Raw genomic sequence first — 24,287 nt, 5'->3', positions numbered from 1 at the left:
AAAATTCAGATTGCACGACGACGGGCCCCACCATTGGTGGGGCCCGCCGTCGTTTGTGCCCCAGTACGGGGTGCGGCGCGCGCCTGCGCGGGTCTAGTGCGCCTGCTGCGCGGGCGTGTTGTGCGGGAGCCTGGTGCGGTGCGGGTCTGGAAGGCTCAGGCTGCGGCTGCCGACTCCAGGAGGATCCGGAGGTCCTCCAGCGCACCCTCGGCCTCCGAAAGGCTGCAGAACGCCGGGAGGGCCTCCGCCGCGACGGCCAGTTCCACTTCGCAGCCACACTCAAAGTCTTCCGTCATGACCTCCAGCAGCGAGCGGGCGTCGACGCCGGGCCTGCCGTCCTTGCTGATGGTCACCGGGAGGCCGGTGGCCGTGACGGCCCGGACAAATACTGCCGCCGGCCGGGCGTGGAGGCCGATGGCGGCCGTGACAATTGCCTTGCGAACTGGCAACGGGACTCCCTCATGCTGGTGTTGGTTCAGTAGGTGGTGCTGGTCTATAGGTGGTGCTGCGGGACGGGCTGTTCCCTACGGCAGGCGTCCGGTTAGGCAGGCGTGCCCAGAACTGGCGTTCCAGCAGACTGGGCGGGCGCCATTGCCCCGGTTCCGGTCTGCAACTTCAAGGGTAGCCGCGGGGGCGGGGCCCGCACGACTTGAGTCGACAGTGGTCTAGACCTGCCGGGCCGCGGGCTTACCCTTGAGATATGAGTGTTTTTCCCGCGTCGTGCCCCAATCGGAGGCTGAACCATGGCGTCCTCTAACGCATCCAAGATGATCGGCGAGATCGACCGTCAGAGCGGGGTGCCGATCTACGTGCAACTCCGGGAAATCCTGCGGGCGCACATCGCTGCCGCCTGCCCGCCGGGATCCGCGCTGCCGTCCGAACGAGACCTCGCCCAGCGCTTCGGCCTTGCCCGGATGACCGTCCGCCAGGCAATCGATGCCCTCGTGGGCGAGGAAGTCATCGAGCGCGTCGTTGGGCTGGGCACGTTCGTGCGCAAACCCAAACTGGATCTCCAGGTAAAGCTGACCTCCTACAGCGAAGAGATGCAGCGCCGCGGCATGGTCCCGGCCGCCAAAGTGCTGAGCTTTGAGCAGATTAGCGCCAGCGCCTTCCTGGCCCGGGAGCTGCAGTTGGAGGAGGGGACGCCCCTGGTCCGGTTCCGGCGCCTCCTGCTGGCCGACAGTGAGCCAATGAGCGTGGACGAGAACTTCATCCCGGCCCACCGGGTCCCCGGCTTGCTCGACGGCGAGCCGCCCACATCCCTCTACAACGTGCTGAGCGAACGCTACGGGCTGGTGATGGAATGGGGGGAGGACATGATCGAGGCGACGGCCGCATCCCCGTCGACAGCCCGGCTCCTGAATGTCGAGGTTGGAACTCCGCTGCTGAAGATCCAGCGCCATGCGTTCGTGGCCCGCGCCATGGTGGACTACTCCGTGTCCTATTACCGGGCTGACCGCTACAAGCTCTGGGTGCCCCTGCAGCGCCCCGGCGTCCGGCCCACCCGCAACTACGCCTCGGGGTACCGTCCGTAGCCACAACAACGCAGCTGTTCGATAGGCAGCAGAAACAAAGGAAGGCCCGGTCCCCAAGGGGACCGGGCCTTCCTGTCTAGCTGTCTTGCTTGGTGCTGCTTAGTGGCTCAGCGTCTTCTGAGACTCTGCCGCCTCGACGGCCTCGTGGGCGCCGTGGTGGCCGTGAGCGGCCTCCAGTTCTGCGGGAGTGGCCGGGGCAACCCGGTCTTCGAAGAACCAGCGTGATAGCTTCGCGCGGCGCTTTTCCTTGCGGTCCACGACGCCGTGCTCGTTCGGCACCGCGGGCAGCGGGGCCGGCGACTCGAAGCCGACCAGCTTGTAGCGCTTGTATTCATCCAGCGGGGCGTGGACCTCGATGAACTCTCCGTGCGGCAGGCGCACGATGCGGCCGGTTTCGCGGCCGTGCAGGGCAATCTCGCGGTCCTTGCGCTGGAGCGCCAGGGCAACGCGCTTCGTGACGATGAAGGCGATAACCGGGCCGATGAAGAACAGCGCGCGCAGCCAGTAGGTCACATCGTTCAGGGCCACGTGGAAGTGGGTGGCGATGAGGTCCGAGCCGGCGGCTGCCCACATGACGCAGTACCAAACGAAACCGGCCATGCCGATTGCCGTACGGGTAGGAGCATTGCGGGGACGGTCCAGGACGTGGTGCTCGCGGTTGTCCTTGGTGATCCAGCGTTCAATCCACGGGTAGGCGAACATGACGGTGAAGAGGATGCCCGCGGGGACGAGGGCCGGCAGCAGCACGTTGAAGGTGAACATGTAGCCGAACCACACCTGCTCGACCTTCCAGTCACCGATCGTGCCCGGCATCAGGCGCAGGGCGCCGTCAACGAAGCCGATGTACCAGTCAGGCTGCGTGCCTGCAGAAACCGGGGAGGGGTCGTACGGGCCGTAGTTCCAGATCGGGTTGATGGTGAAGAACGCCGCCATGATGGCAACGACACCGAACACGATGAAGAAGAAGCCGCCGGCCTTCGCCGCGTAAACAGGTCCCAGGGGGTAACCGACGACGTTGCCGTCATTGCGGCCGGGGCCGGGGTACTGCGTGTGCTTGTGCACAACCACCATGAAGAGGTGCATCACGATCATCAGCAGGATGAGCGCGGGAACCAGGAGGATGTGGAGCATGTACAGGCGGCTGATGATCATGGTGCCCGGGAACTCGCCGCCGAAGAGGAAGAACGAGGTGTACGTGCCGATGACCGGGATGGACTTGATGACGCCGTCGATGATGCGCAGGCCGTTGCCGGAGAGCAGGTCATCGGGGAGTGAGTAGCCGGTGAAGCCTGCGGCCATGGACAGGATGAGCAGGACGCTGCCCACCACCCAGTTCAGTTCGCGGGGCTTACGGAATGCGCCGGTGAAGAACACACGGAGCATGTGCACGGACACGGACGCGACGAACAGCAGGGCTGCCCAGTGGTGTACCTGGCGCATGAACATCCCACCGCGGACATCAAAGGAGATGTTCAGGGAGGAACTGTACGCCACGGACATTTCGACGTTCTTCAGCGGTGTGTACGAACCCGCGTAGTGCGTCTCCGCCATGGACGGGTCGAAGAAGAACGTCAGGAACGTGCCCGAGAGGAGCAGGATGACGAAGGAATAGAGCGCCACTTCGCCGAACATGAACGACCAGTGGTCCGGGAAAACCTTCCGGCCGAATTCGCGGAGGATTCCGGAGCCGCCAACACGCTGGTCGACGAAGTCGGTGATGCGGCCGCCCGACGTCTTGGCGACGAAGACAGAGGCATCAGGCGTTGCGTTCGAGGACATGCTGCTCACGCTCCCAGTAGGTCGGTCCGACGGGTTCATGGAAGTCGCTCGTGGCGACAAGGTAGCCCTCGGAGTCCACTGCGATAGGCAGCTGGGGGAGAGGGCGGCTGGCAGGGCCGAAGATAACCTTGCACTGCTGAGTCAGGTCGAAGGTTGACTGGTGGCACGGGCACAGCAGGTGGTGGGTCTGCTGTTCGTACAGGGCAACAGGGCAACCAACGTGGGTGCAGATCTTCGAGTAGGCAACGATTCCGTTGTAGGCCCAGTCTGCGCGGCCAGGGGAGGGATTGAGCAACTCGGGGTCAAGACGCATGAGCAGGACGACCGACTTGGCCTTCTCGTTCAGCTTTCCTTCGCTCAGTTCGTTCAGACCCTCGGGGATGACGTGGAACGCAGAGCCCATGGTGACGTCCGCGGCCTTGATGGGTGTGCCATCCGGGTCGCGGGCCAGCCGCTTGAGCCTGCCGTCCGGGGCCGGTGCCCACAGGGTGTGGGCAAGCTTGTCGTCCGGCCGGGGGCCGAGGTCACCAAAGATGGCCAAGGCCGGCAGGGGGGCGAGGGCGACGGCGCCGAGCAGGGTGTTGCGGATCAGTGGCCGGCGCTTAATACCGGTTTCCTCGACGATGTCATCGACGATGCGCACGGCAGCCTGGCGGTCTTCCTCGGTGCGGATCGCGTGGCGCTCTTCCGAGACCTCGTGGTCCGGCATAAGTGCCTTGGCCCAGTGGACGATACCGGTGCCGATGCCCAGCATCGCGAATGCGGTGCCGATGCCCAGCAGTGCATTCTGGAGACGGATCGTGGCGATCGGGGAGTCGTGCCCCAGATCGATCGCGAAATACGCCACCAGGAATATCAAGGTGCCAACGACCGAGATGCCGAACAGAAGGGCTACCTGCCGTTCTGCTTTCTTGGCGGCCTTCGGGTCCGTGTCAGCCAGGCGCAAACGGTGCGGGGGAATTCCAGGATCCTGGAACTTCTCCACCTCATTCTGACCAGCCGTAGCTACGGTGCCCGAGTCGTTCGGACCGCCGTCACTATGGTTGCCCATAATTCGCCTCATCCTTCTCTCGTCTCGGCGAGTGCCGAGTTAGGTTTCAATTCAAACTGCTGACGGGTCAGCAGAAAATTCTTACAGGTGCAAGGTCCGCCTATGACGTGCGGGATGTCAGCCAAATGGTGAACGCGATGATGACGCCCAGCCCGGCGATCCAGACAAAGAGACCTTCGGAGACCGGTCCCAAAGCACCAAGATCGGCGCCGCCGGGTGAACCGTTGGCCTCAATCTGCTTCAGGTAGGTGATGATGTCGCGCTTTCCCTCGGGGGAGATGTTCGCGTCACTGAAGACCGGCATGTTCTGGGGGCCGGTGACCATTGCCTCGTAAATGTGCTGCCCGGAGACACCTGCGAGGGCCGGGGCAAACTTGCCCCGAGTAAGTGCACCGCCGGCGGCGGCAGCGTTGTGGCACATGGCGCAGTTGGTGCGGAAGAGCTCCCCACCGTTGGCGGCATCGCCCTTTTCGTCGAGCACACCGGCCTCGGGGATGGCCGGGCCGGGGCCGAGGGAGGCAACGTAAGCAGCCAGCTGCTTGGTCTGTTCCTCATTGAACTGGGCGGGCTTCTTGTAGGCCTGCGGGCCGTTCATCTGCATGGGCATGCGGCCGCTGCCGACCTGGAAGTCAACAGCGGCGGCGCCGACGCCCACAAGCGACGGCCCGGCCTGCGAACCGCTGGCACCCATGCCGTGGCAGGTGGCGCAGTTGGCGGCAAAGAGCTTGCCGCCTTCCTCTACGTCGCTTGCGCTGTAGGTGGTGGTGTCGGCCTTGGCCTGGTTGACGGTGGTGGCAACGGCGTACAGCCCACCCGTGACCAAGAGGCCCATCAGCAGCAGTGCAATTGCTGCCAGTGGGTGACGTCGCTTCTGCGAGAGTGCCTTCACGTGGTGGTTCCTTTATTCGATCCTGCGGTGGCTCCGGGAGCCGCTTCTTGAAATTCTGCCTCTTGTAGAAAAAGAGTCAAGTCTGACTACTTGAGGACGTAGATGACCAGGAAGAGGCCAATCCAGACGACGTCCACGAAGTGCCAGTAGTACGAGGTGACAATCGCCGAGGTTGCCTCAAAGTGTCCGAACTTCTTCGCGGCGAAGGAGCGGCCAATGATGAGCAGGAAGGCAATCAGGCCGCCGATCACGTGCAGGCCGTGGAAGCCCGTCGTTATGTAGAAGGCTGAACCGTAGGCGTTGGAGGACAGCGAGACATGCTCGGAAACGAGCATGGCGTACTCGGTCGCCTGGCCGGCGACGAAGAAGGAACCCATGAGGAACGTCAGGATGAACCATCCGTTCATCCCCCACTGGGTAAAGCTGAAGCGTCCGCCGGTTCGGCGCGGCTGGAGCCGCTCGGCAGCGAAGACGCCCATCTGGCAAGTAAAGGAACTTGCCACGAGGACGATCGTATTAACGAGCGCAAACGGGAAGTTGAGCTTGGCTGTCTCTTCGGCCCACATCAGTCCGGAAGTCGAACGGAGTGTGAAGTACATGGCGAAGAGACCGGCGAAGAACATCAACTCACTGGACAGCCACACAACGGTTCCAACAGAAACCATGTTCGGGCGGTTCAGCGTCGGGTGCGCCGGGGTACTGGGGGCATGGGTCGCAGATGTCACATAGACATTATGTCTATAAAAGTCCGTACTGCCCAACGCAAACCGCGTTTTCGGAGGACTTTTTCTACAAAGACGCGAATTCGCGCGGAAAAGTTCCCGGAGGGGTTCACATTGGTCTTTGCGGGGCGGACCTCGATAGCATCGGGAGGTGACTTCACAGGCATCTGCACAGGCGGCAGGCAACACCTGGCCGCGGCTCATCAACGCGCTCATCAGCGGCGCAGACCTTACTGCCGGGAGTACTGAGTGGGCCATGAACTCCATCATGTCCGGCGAGGCGACGCCGGCTCAGGTGGCGGGATTCCTGGTGGCGCTGCGCTCCAAGGGCGAGACCGTGGATGAGTTGGCTGGCCTGGTAGAGGCGATGATCGCCAACGCCAACCCCATTGACATTGCCGGTGAGAAGCTGGACATCGTCGGCACAGGTGGCGACCAGCAGAACACCGTCAACATCTCCACGATGGCCGCCCTTATCGCCGCCGGCGCGGGGGCCAGGGTGGTCAAGCACGGCAACCGTGCGTCGTCGTCCTCGTCCGGATCCGCCGATGTCCTGGAGGCCCTCGGTGTCAGGCTGGATCTTCCCATTCCCCGCGTGGCGCTCAACGCCAAAGAGGCGGGAATCACGTTTTGCTTCGCCCAGGTGTTCCACCCCTCGATGCGTCATGCTGCCGTCGCCCGCCGCGAAATCGGCGTTCCGACGGCGTTCAACTTCCTGGGCCCCATGATCAACCCGGCACATGTCCAGGCCTCGGCCGTGGGCGTCGCCAATGAGCAGATGGCGCCCCTAGTGGCCGGGGTGCTGGCCAAGCGCGGCAGCCGCGGCCTGGTTTTCCGAGGGAATGACGGCTTGGATGAGCTCACCACCACCGGCCCGTCGCGCGTGTGGGAGATCCGCAACGGCGAGGTCACGGAAGAGATGTTTGATCCGCGCGACCTCGGCATCCGGACGGCCACGTTGGAGGAGTTGCGCGGCGGTGACGCCGTGGCCAATGCCGCCGTCGTCCGCGCTGTCCTTGGCGGTGCGCCGGGGCCGGCCCGTGATGCTGCGCTGCTCAACGCCGCGGCCGGGCTGGTCGCGTTCGACCTCGACGCCGTGGGCCCGCTGGCGGAGCGGATGGCCGCGGCGTTCAAACGCGCCGAGCAGTCCATTGAATCCGGTGCCGCGGCCGCGGTGCTGGACAGGTGGGTCGCTCTGTCGCAGACCGCCTAGGCGCCGCCAGGCTGGTACAGAAGGCACAGACCAAGAAGGACGGGCCCGGCAGATTATGCCGGGCCCGTCCTGCGTAGCGCTGAAGCTGCTTGGTTGCCCGCTACTGCTCGAACCCGAGGGCAAAGGCGGCGTCGAGGTCGTGCTGTGAGTAAGCGCGGAAGGCGATCTGCGTGGTGGTGTGGGCGACGCCCCGGACCTTCGAGAGCTTGTCTGCGATGACTTCTGCCAGGTCCTCATGCTTGGCGACCCGGGCGATGGCGATCAGGTCCCACTCGCCCGTGACGGAATAGACCTCGCTGATACCGGCGATGGCGGAGATTTCCTCGGCGGTCTCCGGGATGCGTGAAGCGTCTGTCTTGATCAGGACGAATGCGGTGACCACGTGTGAGCCTTTCCGGATCGGTTGCGCCGTTTGCGGGCCTGTCGGCGGCCCGTGTCCGGGCGCTGCCATCTTCTGCAAGCCTAGTGCATCAGCCCTGGCGGCGGCGTGAACGCAACCGCCGCACCCCTGCGGCCACAAGGCGGTAACCCAGGAGGAAAACGCCCAGGCTCACCAGGGCGACGATGATGAACGGCAGCACCACTGTCTGCCCGGTGACGGCTCGCAGGATCATGCCGACGCCGACAGTTCCGAGCCAGACGGCGACGCCGGCGGGCCACACCCGCAGGGGGTCATGCCACAGCCGGAGGGCGAGCCATGCCAGTGCCGCGCCCACCAGGAAAGGCCACGCCGTCGCAAAGACGCCGGTGATGATTTCCCCCCGCTGGTGCGCGTCGCGCCCAATCGCCGCGAAGAGCAGGATCAGGAGCGCATCAGCGGAGGCGGCCAGTGCGGCTGTCTGCGCGGGCCGAAGGCCCGTACTGGAAGCATCCTGGGCGGACGGACGGGGGAGTCTGGGTGTTGGAGAAGGCATACAATCAAGCCTAGTCCCGTCCGGATGACGTCCGGCCGGCGGAAGTCGTTGTGCGTGAAATCACCGTGGGGCTAGGCTCGGTCCCATGCCGCTGATCGCCGCCGGAGCCAGCCGGTGGCACGGGCGAACGCAAGGGGAGCGCTGTGAGCGAAAAAATCACCACCTGCCTGTGGTTCGACAGCCAGGCCGAGGAAGCCGCCGAATACTACGTCTCCGTCTTCGACGGCGGCAAAATCCTCGACGTCTCCCGGTATGGCGAGGGCGGTCCCGGGCCGGCCGGCCAGGCGATTACCGTCCGCTTCCAGGTTGACGGGCGTACCTTCACGGCATTGAACGGGGGACCGGCCTTCACCTTCACGGAGGCGGTGTCCTTTGTCATCGACTGCGCGTCGCAGGAAGAAGTGGACCGGTACTGGTCGGCCCTGACCGACGGCGGCCAGGAAAGCCAGTGCGGTTGGCTCAAGGACCGGTACGGGGTCTCGTGGCAGGTTGTGCCGGCCGTGCTGGGACAACTGATCGGTGGCCCCGACCCCGACGGCGCCCAGCGCGCCATGCAGGCGATGCTCGGAATGCGCAAGCTGGACATCGCCGCCCTTCAGTCCGCTTACGACGGCKACTGACGCCACTTATGCCCCCGGCGCCCGGCGCCGGTTGGTCCGCCGCGCCGGAATCCGGTGCGGCGGACCGGGCCAGGCCCGCCCTGACCCCCGGTCGGCGTGGCCCGCGGGCTCCGGGGCGGACCGCACATATGATCGTGGCATGAGTAGCGACGCCGTTCCGGAGGCTGTTGTCCCGGTGCAGCTGGATCCTCAGCTGGACGGCCAGCTGAGCATTAACGACATCCTGCTCGAACTGGGCCAAGCTCCCGTGGTGCATCCTTCCCCGGACGCGGCCAGTGAGCTGCACTTCTTCTAGGCCCGCCACCTCGGCAAATTCAGGCCTTATGGTCCTTACAGCGGATATGCCGGCGGACTACCTTGGCGCGTAAGGAATGCCAGCAGGGCTTCCTCAGAACGAAAGGATGGCTCCCGTGGAGCAATTCTGGAGCGTCATTTGGCTGTTCTTTTGGGGATTCGCGTTCGTCGCCTACCTTTTCGCGCTGTTTGCAGTTATCACCGACATTTTCCGGGACCACGAGCTCAACGGCTGGCTCAAGGCCGTGTGGATCATTTTCCTCGTCTTCGTGCCGTTCCTCACAGTTCTTGTGTACCTGATCGCGCGGGGCCGCAGCATGGCCGAGCGCCAGGCCAGGAGTGCACAACAGGCCCAAGCCGCCACTAACGAGTACATCCGCTCCGTCGCCACAGCATCCCCCACCCAGGAAATCGCCAAGGCCAAGGAGCTCCTCGACGCCGGCACGCTGACCCAGAGCGAGTTCGACGCTGTCAAGGCCAAGGCGCTGAGCCAGGCCTGACCGGCCGGCCGTCCTGAGGGCGCATTTTCGCCCGTGTCATCGCCCGACGAGGCCCATATGGAGGTCGTTGTAGCGGTTCCCCTGCACACCGATCCGGCGTGCCACCGCATTCAAGTCGGCGACCTCGTCGGCAGAGAGCGCGACGGCGGTAGCGGCCGCGTTTTCCTCGAGGCGCCCGCGCCGCCTGGTCCCGGGGATCGGGACGATCCACGGCTGCTGGGCCAGCAGCCAGGCCAGTGCCACCTGGCCGGGGGTTGCACCCTTGGCGCCGGCGAGACCGGCGACGTGGTCCACGAGGGCCTGGTTCGCGGCCCGGTTCTCGGCGGTGAAGCGGGGGATAGTGCCCCGGATATCGCCGTCTGCGAATGACGTCGAGGGGTTGACGGTGCCGGTGAGGAAGCCCTTGCCGAGCGGGCTGAAGGGTACGAACCCGATGCCCAGTYCGGCCAGCGTTGGCAGCACCTCCGGTTYCGGATCCCGTGTCCACAGGGAGTACTCGCTCTGCACGGCCGTCACCGGGAAGACAGCATGTGCAGCCCGGATGGTGGCGGCGGAGGCTTCGGAAAGGCCGAAGTGGCGGACCTTGCCGGCCTCAACCAGTTCGCCGACGGTGCCCGCGACTTCCTCGATAGGCACATTCGGGTCGACCCGGTGCTGGTAGAAAAGGTCGAGGGTGTCGACGCGGAGCCTGCGCAGCGACTCGTCGGCGACCCGTTTGATCCGCTCGGGGGAGCTGTCGAGTCCTACCGATTTGCCGTCCTCGATCCGCCAGCCGAACTTGGTCGCTATCACCACCTCGGCCCGCACCGGGGCGAGCGCCTCGCCGACGAGTTCCTCATTGACGAAGGGCCCGTATACCTCTGCGGTGTCGAAGAAGTTGATTCCGATCTCGACGGCGTTGCGGAGCACCTCGAGCATCGTCTGGCGGTCTCCGGGGTTCGGACCGTAGCCCTGTGACATGCCCATGCAGCCAAGACCGATGGCCGAGACCTGCAAGCCCTGTCCGAGAGTTCGCGTGTGCATCTTGTCTCCTTTGATCGTTGTGCGGGGAGTCGGGTTCAGCGTCTCCAGTCACCTTGCCGTTGCGGCCACGTGGGAGACCCTGGTGAAAGGTGTACCGGCAGGGCACCCCTCAAGGGATCCCGCAGCCCCAGGCCGGAGCTCAGTGAAGTGCAAGGACCAGGTAGGTGGCTGCGAGGGCCAGCGCTGTGGGGGTCATGACGAGGCGTTCGGGTTTGCTGCGGGAGATCCCGTTCATGACGACGCCGAGCGCGAAGTATGCCGTCATCACCCACACAGTGATTGAAGTAAAGGCTTCGCTGACCAACGGCAGGACAAGGCCGGCCTTGGCCAGCGCTACATAGGCGAAAAGGGCATACGCAGCTATGGACAGGGCGCTCCCGATTCTGAGTTTGGCAGGCAGGATACGGTGTTGTCCGCCCCACGCCATCCTCCCGAGCGGAGCTCCACCGATGAGTGCGGCCTGGAAGATGGCCAAGCCGGCTAGAAGGGCGCAGGCGAGTGTTGCGAAAAGCTGATCAACTGCCATCAAAAACCAGTCCCCTGTCCAGTCCCAAGCAATCTCGCGAGCGGCGGGCACACGGCTGTCACTGCCGGTTCGTCCCGGGAAGCGCGTCTTGCGGCAAAACTAGCACTCCCATCACGAGATCGAAGGAACGCCGTCCCGAATTCCTCGACTGATCCTCGGCCCCCGTGCGTACGTGCAAACCGGGGTACTGTAAGGCGCATGGAGATGCGCCTCGAGGTCGTGCAAGTACCCGTCAGTGATGTGGACAAGGCCAAGTCGTTCTACACAGACCGGCTCGGGTTCGCCCTGGACCATGATGTCGAATACATACCGGGCATGAGGGTTGTCCAACTCACGCCGCCCGGCTCCGCCGCCTCCATCGTCATCGGCACGGGAATGACCAGCATGCCGCCGGGCAGCCTGGAAGGACTGCAGTTGGTGGTCCCCGACATGGCATCGGCACGGGCTGAGCTACTCCGGCGGGGAGCAGAGATCAGCGACGTCCAAGACATCGGTGGAATCGCCTTCGCCTACTTCAGCGACCCGGACGGCAACCGCTGGGTGATACAGGAAGCTACGCCGCCGGACGTTCGGGAAGCCTCTCAGCGCTAGGCGGCTGGAAGCGGACGCGGCCGGCGCGCTCGACGGCGTGCTTCTGCCTTTCCTTCTGCCGCTACGCGCCGACCGTTAGTAGGTGATGGCGCGGGAGCGCGTCGGCCGCCAGCGTCCTTCCTGCTTCGCGAACGGCGTCGTCATTTCCAGGGGCCACGTCGCCCGTGACCCCCAGATCGTTGCGTCGACGAGATTTCTGGCGACAACGACGGCCGTATCGCCGTGGACCTCAACCTTGACCGACTGCTCACGGATGCCGTGGTAGGTCATCTCGCCGGAGTCAATCTGCGCCAGCCACTCGGCCTTGGACTGCACGTACCCGGTGATATGTACAAGGACGAAGCCGTCGTCGAGCAACTCCTCGAGCCGGTCAGTGCGTCCCTGGACCATCCAGCGGTTCAGATCGGTGTTGGCCTTCTTGATGGCCTCTGCGGCATCCGAAGGCTCGTAGTTGCCAGTGTCGTTTGTCATGGTGTGCTCCGGTTTGATTGAACGGGTGTCAGCGAGGGGCCCTTGGAAGGGGCGGATCCGGCACGGGCGGCGCGCCGGGCCGATCGCTCGGCCGGGACGATGAGGATGAGGACGGCCGCCAGGGCCGCTGCCAGCATGACGGAACCGCCCGTGTAGGCGACCGCCGCGCTGGCGGCGAGCGAGCCGGCGTTGGCCGAGAGCGCGACGAGGACACCGACGCCGAGGGCGCTGCCGAGCTGGTGCGAAGTGTTGACGAGCCCCGAGGCTGCTCCGGCGTCCTTGGCGGTGACTCCCGCGACCCCCGCGGCCGTGAGCGGGGCGAAGGCGAGGCCCTGGCCGATTCCGATCAGCACCAGCGGCACTGCGACCCCGGTGAGGTACGGGGTCGCGGCGGTGATCCTGCTCAGCCAGAACACGCCGCCAAGGGTTACGGCAAGCCCGGCAGCGAGCAGAATCGCGTTGCCGAACCGGTGGGTGAGCCGCGGGACGCCCAGCGCGACGAAGAAGTTCACGATCGTCATGGGGAGGAATGCGACGCCGGCCTGGAGCGGGTTGTAGCCGTAGACGCCCTGCAGGAACTGGGTGGTGAAGAAGAAGAAGCCGATCATAGTGCCGGCGAAGAGGAGGCGCGCTGTGTAGGCGCCGGCCCGTTCCCGGCTGGCGAAGAGGTGCAGCGGCATGATCGGCTGCTTGACCTTCCATTCGTTGAGGACCAGCAGGCCTAGCAGCAACGCGGCCACGATCAGGGCCGTGGCCGTTTCGGGCGCCGCCCAGCCGGCGTCGACGGATTTGACGATCGCGAAGACGAGGGCGCCCATGCCAAGGGTCGACGCCACGGCGCCGGTGAAATCGAAGCGGCCGGAGGCCCGCGGGGATTCCGGGATGAACCTGACCGCGGCGATGATCATGGCGATTCCGATGGGCACGTTCACGTAGAACCCCGCCCGCCAGGAAACCCATTCGGCAAGCGCGCCGCCGACGACGAGGCCCAGGCTGGCCCCGATTCCCGCGACGGCGCCGTAGGATGCCACGGCGCGGGTGCGCTCCCGGCCGGCAGCGAACGTAGCCGTCAGCAGAGAGAGCGAGGAGGGGGCCACGACTGCTGCGCCAATTCCCTGGAGTGCCCGAGCAGTAATCAGCCACTCGTCGCTGGGGGCGGCTGCGACCAGAAGGGACGCAAGGGCGAAGACCGCGAGAGCGCCGATGAACACGCGACGGCGGCCCAGAATGTCGCCGAGGCGGGCCCCGAGCAGCAGCAGTCCGCCGAACACCAGCGTGTACGCATTCTGCACCCAGGACAGTGCGGTGGCCGAAAGGTCTAATTCAGCCTGGATTCTGGGCAGGCCTGTGAAGATGATCGAGTTGTCCAGGATGATCATGAAGTAGCTGACAAGGATGATCGCCAGGATCGCCGTCGGGCGGACCCGGGTGGCGGACGCGGCTGTGGTGGTGGGCACGGTGGTCCTTCGTGGTCGGATGGTGTGGTGCTTCTGAAAGTCGGTCAGGCGGCGGCCCGCACTATCAACAACACCGCAGAAAGCCACGGAGCGGGAGTCACTGCTGATCCACGCACTCCCAGACCACCCTTCAGCCCCGGTTCCCGCACCGAGAGGTGTACTGACAGGCCCTCCCACACTTCCATCACCGGCCGTAGCCTGAAAGCATGGAGAGCCGAAATGATGTGAGTGAATTCCTGCGCACGCGCCGCGCGAAAGTGACACCGGAACAGGTGAATCTGATCGTCGGGAGCAACCGCCGCGTCCCGGGGCTGCGCCGCGAGGAGGTGGCGACCCTGGCCTCGGTCAGCGTCGACTACTACGCGCGTTTGGAACGCGGAAACCTCAGCGGGGTCTCCGATGAAGTACTGGAATCCATTGCGCACGCCTTGAGGCTGGACGAAGCCGAGACCGCGCACCTGTTCGCTCTCGCCCGTGCCGCGCAGCCCGGGCCGGCCCGCCGCCGGCGTCCGGCGAAGCCGCAGGAGGTGCGGCCCAGCCTGCAACGGTTCGTGGACTCCATTACTGGTGCGCCCGTCTGGGTGCGCAACGAACGCATGGACTTCATCACCGCCAACGCGCTCGGCCGTGCACTGTACGCGCCCCTGCTGACCGGCAGTGCCCGGCCCGCCAACAGCGCCCGCTTCGTGTTCCTCTATCCGGAGGCCCGGAGCTTCTTTCCCGACTGGGAGCGGAGCGCCAACGATATCGTCGCCGTCCTGCGCAGCTCCGCGGGCCAGGACCCGCACGACAAGGGACTCTCGGATCTGGTCGGGGAGCTTGCGACGCGCAGCGAGGACTTCCGTACCCGCTGGGCAGCCCACAATGTCCGGCTTCACAGAACCGGCTTCAAACGTATCCATCACCCCGTGGTCGGCGATCTCGAACTCACGTACGAGGCGATGGAGCTGCCGGCCAACCCCGGCTGGACAATGTTCGCTTACACCGCCGAACCCGGCTCCGCGACCGAGGAGCGCCTGAAACTGCTGGCCAGCTGGGCTGCGACGTCCACCGCCGAGATTCCCGTCGTCGCCTCCCACTCCGGCTGAAGGAAAGATCCCGCGTTGCGGGACGCGGGTGGCGGTTTCCCCAGCATATCGTCGCACTATTCATGTTTGACCCCTAAAATCTAAATAGTAGGGTGACTATTTAGACTTCCGGAGGATCCATGACCCGTTGGCCCGCGCACGGCAGCAAGACGATGCCGTGGAAGTCGTCGGGGCGGCCGCCGCGCGAAGACCGGGAATTCACCGAGGTTGTCGTCTCGCTGCCACCCATGATCGCCCGGAGCTGGTTCGATCCGGGGCGCGAGACCATTGTCGCCCTTGAGGAGGCCGCCGTTGCCATAGCGTCCCTGGACGTCACGGCCGGCACCCGGATGGCCGCCATCAGCGGGTTCCTTCTCCGCAGTGAGGCCGTTTCCTCCTCTAAAATCGAGCACGTCAACGCCAACCGTGACGACTACGCCCGGGCCATGATCGGGCTCAAGGCCAGTGATGACGCCCGCTCCATGGTGGCGGCAGCCGACGCCGTACAAGGGATGATCGACGACGCCGGGCGAACCGGGGAGATCCGGCTGGAGGCAATGCTGGGTGCCCATCACACGCTCATGAAAGAGGACCCGATGGACGGCCCACACGCCGGCAAATTCAGGGACGTTCAGAACTGGATCGGCGGCAGCGACCATTCGCCGCGCGGGGCCATCCACGTCCCGCCCCCGCCGGAGCTCGTGCCGGCCCTGATGGAGGACCTGATGGTTTTCTGCAACCGCCGCGATGTACCGATCATGGCGCAGGCGGCGATCGCGCACGCCCACTTCGAATCCATCCACCCCTTCACCGACGGCAATGGCCGGATCGGCCGGGCCTTGATCGGCGCAATTTCCCGGCGTCGCGGGCTCACAAAGAACACGGTCACCCCGATCGCGTCGGCGATGGTCGCCGACGTCGACACGTATTTCAGCCTCGTCAACAACTACCGCTCCGGTGACGCCGATCCGTTCGTGCTCTACCTGGCCCGTTCCGCGGTCCGCGCCTCGGACGCCGCCCGGGAATCCGTGGCCGCACTCGATGCCCTGCCGGCGATGTGGCTGGAGCTGGCCAGGCCACGCAGGGGATCCGCGGACGAGAAGATCATTCCGTGGCTTCTGGAGCGGCCCGTGTTCGAGGCCCACAGCGCTGCCCATATTGCCGGCGTCGCCGAAAGCTCCGTCTACGCCGCGCTGCAGAGGCTCTCCAATGCTGGGGTCATCACCCCGGTCACCCAGTCAAAGCGCAGCCGTGCCTGGGCGGCGACAGAAGTCCTCGACGAGGTGGACCGGCTCAACAACCGGCTGGCAGACGCCGGAAAGATTGGCTGAGGGGGCGACGACGTCCCGCTGTTGGCCCGTGGTTTGGCGGTGCAATTTGGCGGGTGCTTTTTGATGGTGCTTTTTGATGGTGGCGGTTGCAGAATGGAAAGAAGCCGGGCTGTTTCCCAGCCCCCCTCCAGCGTCGAGGACGGCACATCATGACAACCAATAAGACACGGACTGCACTTGTGCTGGCCACGGTCCTGATCGGGCTGAGCGGCTGTGCCGGAGGCGGCGGAACACCGGCGTCGGCCCCTGCCACGACGGCCGGGACCTCTCCCAGTATGTCGATGGAACCGTCCGCCCCGGCGGGATCTACCGCTTCAGGGCCGGCAAACGCCGCCGCCGCGACAATCACGATCAGCAAATTCGCCTACGAGATCCCTGGCTCGGTCGCGCCCGGTGCTGAGGTGAAGGTGGTGAACATGGACACTGCCGAGCACACGGTGACCGCAGACCAGGATGCGACACTCTTCGATGTAGAGGTCAAGGAAAACGGCGGTACGGCCACATTCAAGGCGCCTTCCGTGCCGGGCACATACGCGTTTCACTGCACGTACCACTCCAACATGCACGGCTCGCTGACCGTCAAATGAGGACGACGCCGGCGGGGGCGCGTTCTTGACGGTCTCGATCGAGAAAGGTGCCTTGGCGTGGCTATCAAGACCCCCTCACCGTCGCTTGACCCATCCGTCGTTGAGGACTTGGGTTCGGCTCTCCGTGGCCGGCTGCTCCGTCCCGGAGAATTCGGCTACGACGAAGCCCGGAAGGTCTTCAACGCGATGATTGACCGCCGTCCGGACGTGATTGTCCGCCCTGCTGACGCCGAAGATATCCGCCGCGCGGTGACCTTCGCCCGGGAAAACGATCTCCCTGTTTCCATCAAGGGCGGCGGTCACAACGTGGCAGGGAACGCCGTCGGCGCCCATGGGCTCATGCTGGAGTGCTCTGGCATGAAGAACGTGCGGATCGATGCCGAACGGCGCGTCGCCGTGGCTGGAGCGGGTGCGCTCCTGGCCGACCTTGACGTCGCCACTCAGGCATACGGCCTAGCCACGCCGCTCGGAGTCGTCTCGGTTACCGGCATCGCCGGCCTGACCCTCGGCGGTGGCATCGGCTGGCTCAACGGCAAGCACGGGCTCGCCTGCGACAACGTGCTCGCCGCCGACATCGTGACTTCCGATGGCAGGCTCCTGACGGTGAGCCCCGGCGAACACGCAGACCTTTACTGGGCCATCCGGGGAGGCGGCGGCAACTTCGGCGTCGTTACCTCGTTCACGTATCGTTTTGCATCCCGTCGGGCCGGTMCTTGCCGGGGCGCTCTCATTCCCGGCCGAACGGACGCGGGAGGTCCTGCGGTTCTACCCCGGGTTCGCCGCCTCTTGTCCCGATGAACTCTCGATGTCGGCCAGCCTGGGGCCCGACGGCTCGGGGCGCCCTGTCCTCGGCGTCGGCGTCTGCTGGAGCGGCGAGCACGATGAGGCGGAGCAGGCTCTCCGACCGCTGCGCGATCTCGGCCCAGCCCTGGATGTGGTGGTCCCAACGGACTACGTCGTTCTGCAGAGCGCTCACGACGCGGACTTTCCGTCGGGCCAGAACCACTACTGGAAATCGAGCTTCTTCACCGACTTCACCGCCGACGCCGTCGATGTCCTGCTCCGGTTTGCGTCCGAGATGCCCTCGGCGGCGAGTGGCATCGGAATGCAGCAACTGCACGGTGTGGCCGCCCGGGTCGACCCGGCAGCCACGGCATTTCCCCATCGCCGGTCCCAGAGCGAACTCCTCATCCTGGCCCAGTGGTCGGACCCGGCAGCGACGGAGCGCCACATCGGCTGGGCCCGCGCCTTCTTCGAAGCGATGCAGCCCTTTGCCGCAAGCGGGGTATACGTCAACGACCTGGGCCAGGAGGGGGAGGAGCGCGTAAGAGCAGCCTACGGCGCCAACTACGATCGCCTGGCCGCCGTCAAAGCCACACACGACCCAATCAACCTCTTCCGATCAAATCAGAACGTCCGCCCGATCGCCTAGGAACTTCGCCGATGTGATGGACGCTGGGCGACGCCAGAGAGGGGCCGGGGCAGCTCGACCTTGTCGAGTCTTTCCAGCAGCGTTTGACGGCATTCCAGTAGCCTGCAGGGATGATCGAGGACGAGCAAGAACTAGCAGGTGGGTCTTCATCGATTGGGATGGTGCCGGCCCCAGCACACGGCTGTGGGATCTGGCGTACGCCGCGCAGTCGTTCGGCCTTGCCGCACGGTCAGCTCTGCTGGCGGTGCTGCTCCAGGACGTCCCGGGCGGTGGTCCATTTCCGGCTGCCGTACCTGTCGTTGTGGACGTAACGCAGATTCGCGTCGCCACTGAACATGCTGGCGAAGTACTGCATGCCCTGCCACGGCGGGAACGGCTCGGTAGAGGCCGGCATGAGGGCTCTAACTGCCCTGCTCATAGCAGTCAGGGAACCAACGCTGCCCGCGTAGAGGAGCCGGAATTGTGTGCCCGTCAGGTCGGTCATGGTGGATGCCAGGGTCCTTGCCGTGACCTTGTCCCCGGCGATCTGGAGGACACGGGGCGCCCGCTCGTCGAGGGCGGCGGCAGCAGTGTACGTGGCGGTGTCGTCTTTGGTGGTGAAGTCGAGCACCTGGTCGGGGTCGGACCAGAACAGCACACGGCGCCGCGAGAACAGGATCATTGGTGCCTGCCCGGAGAGCATGTCGGTGAAGGCGCCGTTGAGGATCGATGTGGCCTGGATTTCGGTTGCGTCCAGTCTCTGTGCGAAGTCTCTGCGGAGCTGCAAGTTCCGGTTGCTTCGGGGCCGGATACCGCGGTAATCGATGGAGAAGTCGGAAGGGATGAAACGGGGGACACCCACGGCGGCCGCCGCCTCCAGCAAGCGCGATTGACCATCCAAGATGGCGCTGTCGAGGCCGTTGATCGCGGAGACCACGCAATCAACATCCGTGCACGCCCTTCGCAGGCCGTCCGAATCGTCGTAATCCGCCTGGATCACCTCGGCGCCCTGGGCGCGCAGCTGTGCAATCCGCGATGTGTTGGTCTCCGGTCGTGTCAGGACCCGAACGGTGGCCCCGAGGACGACCAGATTCCGCAGGATAAGCCCGCCGAGATCGCCGGTGGCACCGGCGAGAAGGACGGTGCCCGGAGGGGGTGTCGTCGCGGTCATGGATTGCACCTCAAGTGATGTCCGGTGGAAGGCGATAGTCGGCTAAGACTACCAACCGTGCCACATCCTCGGGGGCTTACCCCTCCAAACCAATGTCCCTAAGCGTCAGCGCCGGCGGCGAACTTCCGTCGATGTCCAGTACGCCGAACTCCTTCGCAACCGCGGCGGCGATAAGCACCTGACCGGTCCGCGCCATCAGGTTCGGATCGTGGAACAATGCGTTGATCACGCGGCCGATGAATTCTGGGCTTTCGCTGGTCGAGAGATCGAACGCGCCACTTTTCGCCGCTGCCACGACCGCTTCGGTTCGAACCAGCCCGGGGTAGAGCGAGATTACCGGAACAGCGAACGTTTTCAGCTCGACGGCCATGTCGGACGTCATCTTGTCTGTCGCCGCTTTTGCGATGCCGTAGATCGTGTTGCCGAGGTGACGCTGCGCCGACCAGAAGCTGATGTTGATGATCAAGCCGCGGTGCCGCGGAGTCATCATGCGGGCCGCGTGCGCCGAACACACAAATGCGGCGCGGACGCCGGCGTCCATCATGCCGGTCCAGCGATGCGGCGGTTGATCCCAAAACGGCGCAGGCCACGTGAACGTGCCACCTTCCACCATCTTCTCGTAGCCGCCCCAGGCGCAATTGACGAGGAGATCGAGGCGGCGGCTCTCGGACCGGATCGTTTCAAACACGCGCGCCGTCTCTTCGTCGTTGAGATGGTCGCAACGCAGTCGCCGTATCTCCTGCGGCAGGTCCGCCTGGTCGATCGAGCGGCCCGTGCCATAAACCCGAAACCCCGCTGCCAGAAGGCCCAGTGCGATGCCACGGCCTACCCCTCGGCTTGCGCCGGTCACGAGCGCAACGTTTCCCGTTGGCCCTTCATTGCGTTCGCGTTCGTTGGTCATGCTAAGCGGCCCCCGGTTGCGTTCGGTTCCGTGATCCCCATGATAGGCCGGTGCTGGCGCCCGGGCGCCGGGCGCACTCACCTCTTTTCGCGCCGCTCTTTGTGCTCGCGCGCGCAAAGCCCACAGAACGATGCGCTCCCGTACAGCTATCTATCGAGGAGCCTGGTACGGCGAAGCCAGGATTCGACGGCGGCTCCGGCATCCCGGACTTCCTCGCCCCGCACGGCTAGTCCCTCGCCGATGGTCGCCCCGGGGCAGGATCTCGCGTAGTCCCGTTCAGTGGTGCCGAGTCCGCTCATGGCGTGGGTGGTAACCGGATGGACTGACATGCCGGTGAAGTCGTAGCTCTCGGCAAACGTCGCCATGATCATCGGGGCCCGGACGTTCCAGATCCCGCTGGCCAGGAGCACGGTGTCGTACTGGTCGATCGAGCGCATCGGGGAGGCGATGGCCGGGCGGGCGTCACCGTCCTGTTCACGGACGTTGCGCGCGACGGTTGCGTCGTAGTCCGCGGCGTAGGGGTCGGCGGCTTCGATGCGGTGGACATCGCACGTGATGCGCGTGCGGATCATAGCGACCAGGACCTCGGTGTTGCCGACGTCGAGGTCGGTGCGGCCGCCGTAGTGGTAGTTCTCCCCGGCCCGTGAGAAATAGGCGAGCAGGATCTGCCTGCCGACGTGGCCGGGTCCTGGACTGCTTTGTGGCATGGGAATGTTCCGTTCTTTGGGGGCGCAGCCCGACGTTCCGGCGGTGATCATGGCAGCACCGAAACCGGCGACAGCCGAACGCAGGACGGAGCGCCGGCCCATGGTGCGTAGGTTCGTGGTCATCAGGGGTCTTCCGGTCGGGTTTTCTGGTTAGCTGTACCGGCGTCCGCCCAGCCAGCTCACCATCGCGGGGTCGCGGTGGTCAAAGAAGAGGCTGGCAGCGGTGTCCAGCGCGGCGATCTGGCACATTTGCTCATCGGTGAGGGTGAAGTTGAAGACATCGAGGTTCTGGGCCATCCGCTCCGGCCGGACTGATTTGGGGATGACGACGACCTCGCGCTGGATGAGCCAGCGGAGCACCACCTGGGCGACCGACTTGCCGTGCGCCACGGCGATGGCGCTGAGGAGCGGATCGGTGAGCAGGGTGTTCTTTCCCTCGGCGAACGGTCCCCAGGACTCGATCTGGACGCCCCGTTCGCGCATCAGGGCCTGGTCGGCGGCACGCTGGTGGAACGGGTGGGTCTCGATCTGGTTGACGGCCGGGACGATCTCGTTGTGATCGATGAGGTCGACGAGCCGGTCGGGGTGGAAGTTCGAGACGCCGATCGCGCGGGCCAGGCCTTCCTTGTGAAGATCCTGCATGGCCCGCCACTCGCTGTAGTAGTCCCCGAGCGGCTGGTGGATCAGGTACAGATCCAGGTACTCCAGTCCCAGCCGGTGGAGCGAGTTTTCGAACGAACGCCTGGTGTCGTCTTGTACACTGCCGGTCGGGGCGTGCTGGATCCAGAGCTTGGTGGTGACGAAGAGTTCCTCGCGAGCGATTCCGCTGGCCTTGATCGCGGCACCGACGGCCGCCTCGTTGCCGTAGGAGGCCGCCGTGTCCAGGTGGCGGTATCCGGCTGCGATGGCGGCCTCGACGGCGGCCTGGGTTTCGTGGTCGGGGATCTGGAAGACGCCGAAGCCCAGGATCGGCATCTCGACGCCGTTATTAAGGGTGACGGTATTCATGGTGTTTCCTTTGTCTGGGGGTGGTAGGGGCCGGATCGTAGTCGCAGGGACGGCGACAAGGATCTGAACTCATTCAAGAAAACCAGCCATATCCTGCGCGCGGGAGTGCCTGCTGTGCGGTGTACTGCCAGTTCCTGTCAGGCCGGGCCGGGGGGTCGTAGCGTAGAGGCCATGGAGAACAACAACGACGTCCGCGAGTTCCTCATGAGCCGGCGGTCGCGCATCACTCCGGCCCAGGCCGGGCTGCCCGCCTACGGCGGAACGAGGAGGGTGGCCGGCCTCAAGCGCGAGGAAGTGGCCATGCTCACCGGCGTAAGCACGGAATACTACGCCCGGCTCGAACGGGGGAACCTGCGGGGAGTCTCCGAGAGTGTCCTCGAGTCACTCGCAGGCGCCCTGCACCTCGACGAGGCTGAACGAGCCCACCTGCTCGACCTGGCCAGGGCGGCCACGCCGGCGCCGGCATCCCGAACACGCCGGGCACGGGCAGAAGTGCGCCCCAGCGTTCAACGGATCCTGGCCGGCATGACAGGCACGCCCGCATACGTCCGCAACTCACGCATGGACGTCCTCGCCGCCAATGGCCTCTGCTTCGCCCTCTACGCCGGCATTCTCAGCCCCGAGAGCCTGCCGCTGAACCTCGCACGGTTCATGTTCCTCGACCCGCGCTCCCAGGAATTCTTTCTCGAATGGGACACGATCGCAGATGATCTCGCCGCCGCCCTCCGCGCCGAAACAGGACGCAACCCGCACGACAGGGCATTGAACAGCCTAGTTGGTGACCTTGCCACTGGAAGCACGGAATTCTCGACACGCTGGGCACGGCACAACGTCCGCTTCCACCGCTCAGCCCGCAAGACACTGCACAACCCACTGATCGGGGACATCGAACTCACAGGCGATTCGTTGGAGTTCCCGGGAACGGGTCTGACTCTCATTGCCTACACTGCGGAACCGGAAAGCCATGCCCAAGAGCAACTCGACTTCCTCAGCAGCTGGAGTACCACCAACAAGCGTCCGATCGAAACGGCTCCAGCCCATCCGCGGACCGCAGCAATCATCCCGCCAGACGGCGACTCCCGGGACTGAACCTGAGCACCAAAGACCGCAGCGAAATTTAATCATGACTTTTACGGGGGTGGCAGACTTTCTGGCATGGAGCCAATGGATTGTCTGGTCATCTACGTCCCCACCGAAGCTGCGCACGCGGTCCGGCAGGCCATTGGCGACGCCGGGGCGGGCAGGCTGGGCAACTACTCGCACTGCTCGTTCAGCCTCGACGGCACCGGGCGCTTCACACCGCTGCCGGGCGCGACCCCGACCATCGGCGCCGTCAATGAGCCCGAGGAGGTGCCGGAAACCCGGATCGAGGCGATTTACCCGCGCTCCCGGCGCGCCGCCGTCGTCGACGCCGCGCTGTCCGCGCATCCATACGAGACGCCGGCGTTCATGACCTTCCCGGTAGATGCCAGCCTGCCGGACGGTACAGGCTCGGGGGACTAACGCCGCCGACGGAACAGGAGGCTCCCGACGCCGCAGTGGCCAGGTCAGGGGTGTCGGGTGGCCTGCACGACGACGTCGTGCAACGGAATGGCTCGGCCACCGGGACCAGGGAGTGTGCGCGTGATCTCCTCCCTAGTCCTGATGCTCCATGCGGCCGAATCCAGGCTCCGGGTGATGTCCGCGAGAGTGGCTGTCGCCTCGGCTGGTGGGTGATGTCCGTGTCCTGTGGAGGCGGTGCGGTGCTGGTTCGGCTCCACAGCGCCGGTCCCGTCGAATACCTCGGCCTCATCGGAAGGCAAGGCCAACGCGCCCACGTCCGCGCAGCACCCAAACTGGATAGCTAGGCCTATCTTCCGATGGGCTCAGGACTCAGACCGCTGCCGGTGCCATCCGGAGTGCCAGCATCCCGCCTTCGAGGAGCTCAAGTTCGACGATGTGCAGAGTGTGCCGGGTGCCGTCCTCCGGCAGCATCTTCTTGCCATGCCCGAGCACGATGGGGGAGACCAGCAGAATGTACTCGTCGACGAGGCTCTCCTTCATGAGCGTCTTGACGAGCGTCGGGCTTCCCCAAACGATCACGTTCTCTTGTTCGCGAAGCGCGCGGACCCGGCCGGGTATGTCGCCGGCGATAATCGTGCTGTTGTTCCAGTCCGCGTGGTCCATGGTGGTTGACGCGACATACTTCGGCATGGCGTTGAACTTATCGGCGGTGAAGTCGCCCGACCGCGACGGCCAGGAGGCGGCGAATCCGTCATAGGTGACCCGGCCGAGCAACATTGAGTCCGCCGCGGCCAGCACTTGTTCATTGAAAGCCGCGGTGGCGTCGCTGAAGAACGGGCCTGTCCAGAGCTGGGGCTCCTCGGCGACGTTGTCCAGGGTGGTAAAAGCGGTGACAGTGAGCTTGCCCATGAAGATCTCCTTCAGGTCGGTGGCGCTTGGCTGTTATCCGCACCCGTCGTCGAACTGGCGGCAGCGACTATCAGCCACAATCTACCGCCGATGCCCATCGCCGGGCC

Annotated in this window: 29 protein-coding genes and 1 pseudogene; 14 read left to right on the top strand and 16 right to left on the bottom strand. The window is 65.2% G+C overall.

Annotated features, from left to right (window positions below; translation table 11 throughout):
• Positions 1-155: 155 nt before the first annotated feature.
• On the bottom strand, positions 156-449 hold the full coding sequence (locus AC1D2F_RS04655) for an HPr family phosphocarrier protein (RefSeq protein WP_229993321.1): 294 nt from the start codon (positions 447-449) through the stop codon (positions 156-158).
• A 294-nt stretch (positions 450-743) separates the two neighbouring features.
• Here AC1D2F_RS04655 and AC1D2F_RS04650 point away from each other — a divergent pair, with 294 nt between their 5' ends.
• Positions 744-1,535: a GntR family transcriptional regulator gene (locus AC1D2F_RS04650; RefSeq protein WP_229993320.1), complete on the top strand. Its 792-nt coding sequence runs from the start codon at positions 744-746 to the stop codon at positions 1,533-1,535.
• A 99-nt stretch (positions 1,536-1,634) separates the two neighbouring features.
• Here AC1D2F_RS04650 and qcrB read toward each other — a convergent pair whose 3' ends face one another.
• The 4 genes from qcrB to ctaE form a co-directional block, all read right to left on the bottom strand.
• The gene (qcrB, locus tag AC1D2F_RS04645) at positions 1,635-3,314 is read right to left on the bottom strand and encodes a cytochrome bc1 complex cytochrome b subunit (protein ID WP_229993319.1); all 1,680 of its coding nucleotides are present in this window, start codon (positions 3,312-3,314) and stop codon (positions 1,635-1,637) included.
• Positions 3,292-4,365: a cytochrome bc1 complex Rieske iron-sulfur subunit gene (qcrA, locus tag AC1D2F_RS04640; RefSeq protein ID WP_229993318.1), complete on the bottom strand. Its 1,074-nt coding sequence runs from the start codon at positions 4,363-4,365 to the stop codon at positions 3,292-3,294. The genes qcrB and qcrA overlap by 23 nt, the downstream gene beginning before the upstream one ends.
• A gap of 100 nt (positions 4,366-4,465) precedes the next feature.
• Positions 4,466-5,254, bottom strand: a complete 789-nt coding sequence (gene qcrC / locus AC1D2F_RS04635; protein WP_229993317.1) for a cytochrome bc1 complex diheme cytochrome c subunit — start codon at positions 5,252-5,254, stop codon at positions 4,466-4,468.
• Between the two features lie 86 nt (positions 5,255-5,340).
• The gene (gene ctaE, locus AC1D2F_RS04630) at positions 5,341-5,979 is read right to left on the bottom strand and encodes an aa3-type cytochrome oxidase subunit III (RefSeq protein WP_229993316.1); all 639 of its coding nucleotides are present in this window, start codon (positions 5,977-5,979) and stop codon (positions 5,341-5,343) included.
• Positions 5,980-6,127: 148 nt separating this feature from the next.
• Here ctaE and trpD point away from each other — a divergent pair, with 148 nt between their 5' ends.
• Positions 6,128-7,189, top strand: a complete 1,062-nt coding sequence (gene trpD / locus AC1D2F_RS04625) for an anthranilate phosphoribosyltransferase (protein WP_476966306.1) — start codon at positions 6,128-6,130, stop codon at positions 7,187-7,189.
• Between the two features lie 100 nt (positions 7,190-7,289).
• Here the strand turns inward: trpD and AC1D2F_RS04620 are convergent, their stop codons facing one another.
• Together AC1D2F_RS04620 and AC1D2F_RS04615 are read right to left on the bottom strand one after the other, a co-directional pair.
• Entirely contained in the window at positions 7,290-7,571 is a 282-nt protein-coding gene (locus tag AC1D2F_RS04620) for an Lrp/AsnC family transcriptional regulator (RefSeq protein ID WP_090580900.1), read from the bottom strand.
• Positions 7,572-7,659: 88 nt separating this feature from the next.
• Positions 7,660-8,103 carry a DUF3054 domain-containing protein gene (locus AC1D2F_RS04615; RefSeq protein ID WP_229993314.1) on the bottom strand — a complete coding sequence of 148 codons (444 nt, stop codon included), beginning with the start codon at positions 8,101-8,103 and terminating at the stop codon, positions 7,660-7,662.
• A 143-nt stretch (positions 8,104-8,246) separates the two neighbouring features.
• Between AC1D2F_RS04615 and AC1D2F_RS04610 the strand changes: the two genes are divergently transcribed.
• The 3 genes from AC1D2F_RS04610 (at position 8,247) to AC1D2F_RS04600 (ending at position 9,517) form a co-directional block, all read left to right on the top strand.
• Positions 8,247-8,723, top strand: coding sequence for a VOC family protein (locus AC1D2F_RS04610; RefSeq protein ID WP_476966305.1), 477 nt, complete (start codon positions 8,247-8,249; stop codon positions 8,721-8,723).
• A gap of 139 nt (positions 8,724-8,862) precedes the next feature.
• A complete protein-coding gene (locus AC1D2F_RS04605) occupies positions 8,863-9,018 on the top strand; it encodes a hypothetical protein (protein ID WP_018773067.1) in 156 nt (51 codons plus the stop codon).
• A 115-nt stretch (positions 9,019-9,133) separates the two neighbouring features.
• Positions 9,134-9,517, top strand: a complete 384-nt coding sequence (locus AC1D2F_RS04600) for an SHOCT domain-containing protein (protein WP_414645447.1) — start codon at positions 9,134-9,136, stop codon at positions 9,515-9,517.
• Positions 9,518-9,553: 36 nt separating this feature from the next.
• Here the strand turns inward: AC1D2F_RS04600 and AC1D2F_RS04595 are convergent, their stop codons facing one another.
• Together AC1D2F_RS04595 and AC1D2F_RS04590 are read right to left on the bottom strand one after the other, a co-directional pair.
• On the bottom strand, positions 9,554-10,540 hold the full coding sequence (locus tag AC1D2F_RS04595; protein WP_476966304.1) for an aldo/keto reductase: 987 nt from the start codon (positions 10,538-10,540) through the stop codon (positions 9,554-9,556).
• A gap of 139 nt (positions 10,541-10,679) precedes the next feature.
• The gene (locus AC1D2F_RS04590) at positions 10,680-11,066 is read right to left on the bottom strand and encodes a hypothetical protein (RefSeq protein ID WP_229993310.1); all 387 of its coding nucleotides are present in this window, start codon (positions 11,064-11,066) and stop codon (positions 10,680-10,682) included.
• 198 nt (positions 11,067-11,264) lie between these two features.
• On the opposite strand from AC1D2F_RS04590, the gene AC1D2F_RS04585 reads away from it, so the two are divergent.
• Entirely contained in the window at positions 11,265-11,657 is a 393-nt protein-coding gene (locus tag AC1D2F_RS04585) for a VOC family protein (protein ID WP_476966303.1), read from the top strand.
• A 75-nt stretch (positions 11,658-11,732) separates the two neighbouring features.
• Here AC1D2F_RS04585 and AC1D2F_RS04580 read toward each other — a convergent pair whose 3' ends face one another.
• Together AC1D2F_RS04580 and AC1D2F_RS04575 are read right to left on the bottom strand one after the other, a co-directional pair.
• The gene (locus tag AC1D2F_RS04580) at positions 11,733-12,128 is read right to left on the bottom strand and encodes a nuclear transport factor 2 family protein (protein WP_476966302.1); all 396 of its coding nucleotides are present in this window, start codon (positions 12,126-12,128) and stop codon (positions 11,733-11,735) included.
• A complete protein-coding gene (locus AC1D2F_RS04575; protein WP_476966301.1) occupies positions 12,125-13,585 on the bottom strand; it encodes an MFS transporter in 1,461 nt (486 codons plus the stop codon). The genes AC1D2F_RS04580 and AC1D2F_RS04575 overlap by 4 nt, the downstream gene beginning before the upstream one ends.
• A 206-nt stretch (positions 13,586-13,791) precedes the next feature.
• Between AC1D2F_RS04575 and AC1D2F_RS04570 the strand changes: the two genes are divergently transcribed.
• From AC1D2F_RS04570 to AC1D2F_RS04545, 6 genes and pseudogenes are all read left to right on the top strand, one after another.
• Positions 13,792-14,673: a helix-turn-helix transcriptional regulator gene (locus AC1D2F_RS04570; protein ID WP_229993306.1), complete on the top strand. Its 882-nt coding sequence runs from the start codon at positions 13,792-13,794 to the stop codon at positions 14,671-14,673.
• A 119-nt stretch (positions 14,674-14,792) separates the two neighbouring features.
• On the top strand, positions 14,793-15,983 hold the full coding sequence (locus AC1D2F_RS04565; RefSeq protein WP_476966300.1) for a Fic family protein: 1,191 nt from the start codon (positions 14,793-14,795) through the stop codon (positions 15,981-15,983).
• Between the two features lie 149 nt (positions 15,984-16,132).
• Positions 16,133-16,570 (top strand): cupredoxin domain-containing protein, encoded by a 438-nt coding sequence (locus AC1D2F_RS04560; protein WP_229993304.1) that lies wholly within the window; start codon positions 16,133-16,135, stop codon positions 16,568-16,570.
• A 57-nt stretch (positions 16,571-16,627) separates the two neighbouring features.
• A complete protein-coding gene (locus AC1D2F_RS04555; RefSeq protein WP_476966299.1) occupies positions 16,628-17,368 on the top strand; it encodes an FAD-binding oxidoreductase in 741 nt (246 codons plus the stop codon).
• Positions 17,369-17,375: 7 nt separating this feature from the next.
• Complete coding sequence (locus AC1D2F_RS04550) at positions 17,376-18,002, top strand: FAD-binding oxidoreductase (protein WP_476966298.1); 627 nt, start codon at positions 17,376-17,378, stop codon at positions 18,000-18,002.
• A gap of 136 nt (positions 18,003-18,138) precedes the next feature.
• Positions 18,139-18,222 (top strand): annotated as a pseudogene (locus tag AC1D2F_RS04545) (aminoglycoside phosphotransferase); the annotation flags it as partial.
• Between the two features lie 9 nt (positions 18,223-18,231).
• Here AC1D2F_RS04545 and AC1D2F_RS04540 read toward each other — a convergent pair.
• From AC1D2F_RS04540 to AC1D2F_RS04525, 4 genes are all read right to left on the bottom strand, one after another.
• A complete protein-coding gene (locus AC1D2F_RS04540; RefSeq protein WP_364743476.1) occupies positions 18,232-19,152 on the bottom strand; it encodes an NmrA family NAD(P)-binding protein in 921 nt (306 codons plus the stop codon).
• A gap of 76 nt (positions 19,153-19,228) precedes the next feature.
• Positions 19,229-20,053: an SDR family NAD(P)-dependent oxidoreductase gene (locus AC1D2F_RS04535; RefSeq protein ID WP_364743473.1), complete on the bottom strand. Its 825-nt coding sequence runs from the start codon at positions 20,051-20,053 to the stop codon at positions 19,229-19,231.
• A 146-nt stretch (positions 20,054-20,199) separates the two neighbouring features.
• Positions 20,200-20,883, bottom strand: a complete 684-nt coding sequence (locus tag AC1D2F_RS04530; protein ID WP_476966297.1) for a flavodoxin — start codon at positions 20,881-20,883, stop codon at positions 20,200-20,202.
• A 27-nt stretch (positions 20,884-20,910) separates the two neighbouring features.
• A complete protein-coding gene (locus AC1D2F_RS04525; protein ID WP_476966296.1) occupies positions 20,911-21,768 on the bottom strand; it encodes an aldo/keto reductase in 858 nt (285 codons plus the stop codon).
• A 171-nt stretch (positions 21,769-21,939) separates the two neighbouring features.
• Here AC1D2F_RS04525 and AC1D2F_RS04520 point away from each other — a divergent pair, with 171 nt between their 5' ends.
• Both AC1D2F_RS04520 and AC1D2F_RS04515 read left to right on the top strand, forming a co-directional pair.
• Entirely contained in the window at positions 21,940-22,857 is a 918-nt protein-coding gene (locus AC1D2F_RS04520; protein ID WP_476966295.1) for a helix-turn-helix transcriptional regulator, read from the top strand.
• Positions 22,858-22,923: 66 nt separating this feature from the next.
• Positions 22,924-23,271: a YqfO family protein gene (locus AC1D2F_RS04515; protein WP_414645446.1), complete on the top strand. Its 348-nt coding sequence runs from the start codon at positions 22,924-22,926 to the stop codon at positions 23,269-23,271.
• A gap of 369 nt (positions 23,272-23,640) precedes the next feature.
• Here AC1D2F_RS04515 and AC1D2F_RS04510 read toward each other — a convergent pair whose 3' ends face one another.
• Positions 23,641-24,180, bottom strand: coding sequence for a dihydrofolate reductase family protein (locus AC1D2F_RS04510; RefSeq protein ID WP_229993294.1), 540 nt, complete (start codon positions 24,178-24,180; stop codon positions 23,641-23,643).
• Positions 24,181-24,287: the final 107 nt, after the last annotated feature.

The sequence above is a fragment of the Arthrobacter sp. P1_B3 genome, from assembly GCF_056406615.1.
Note: the sequence above shows the minus strand (reverse complement) of the source record. Positions and strands in the feature narration are given on the sequence as shown.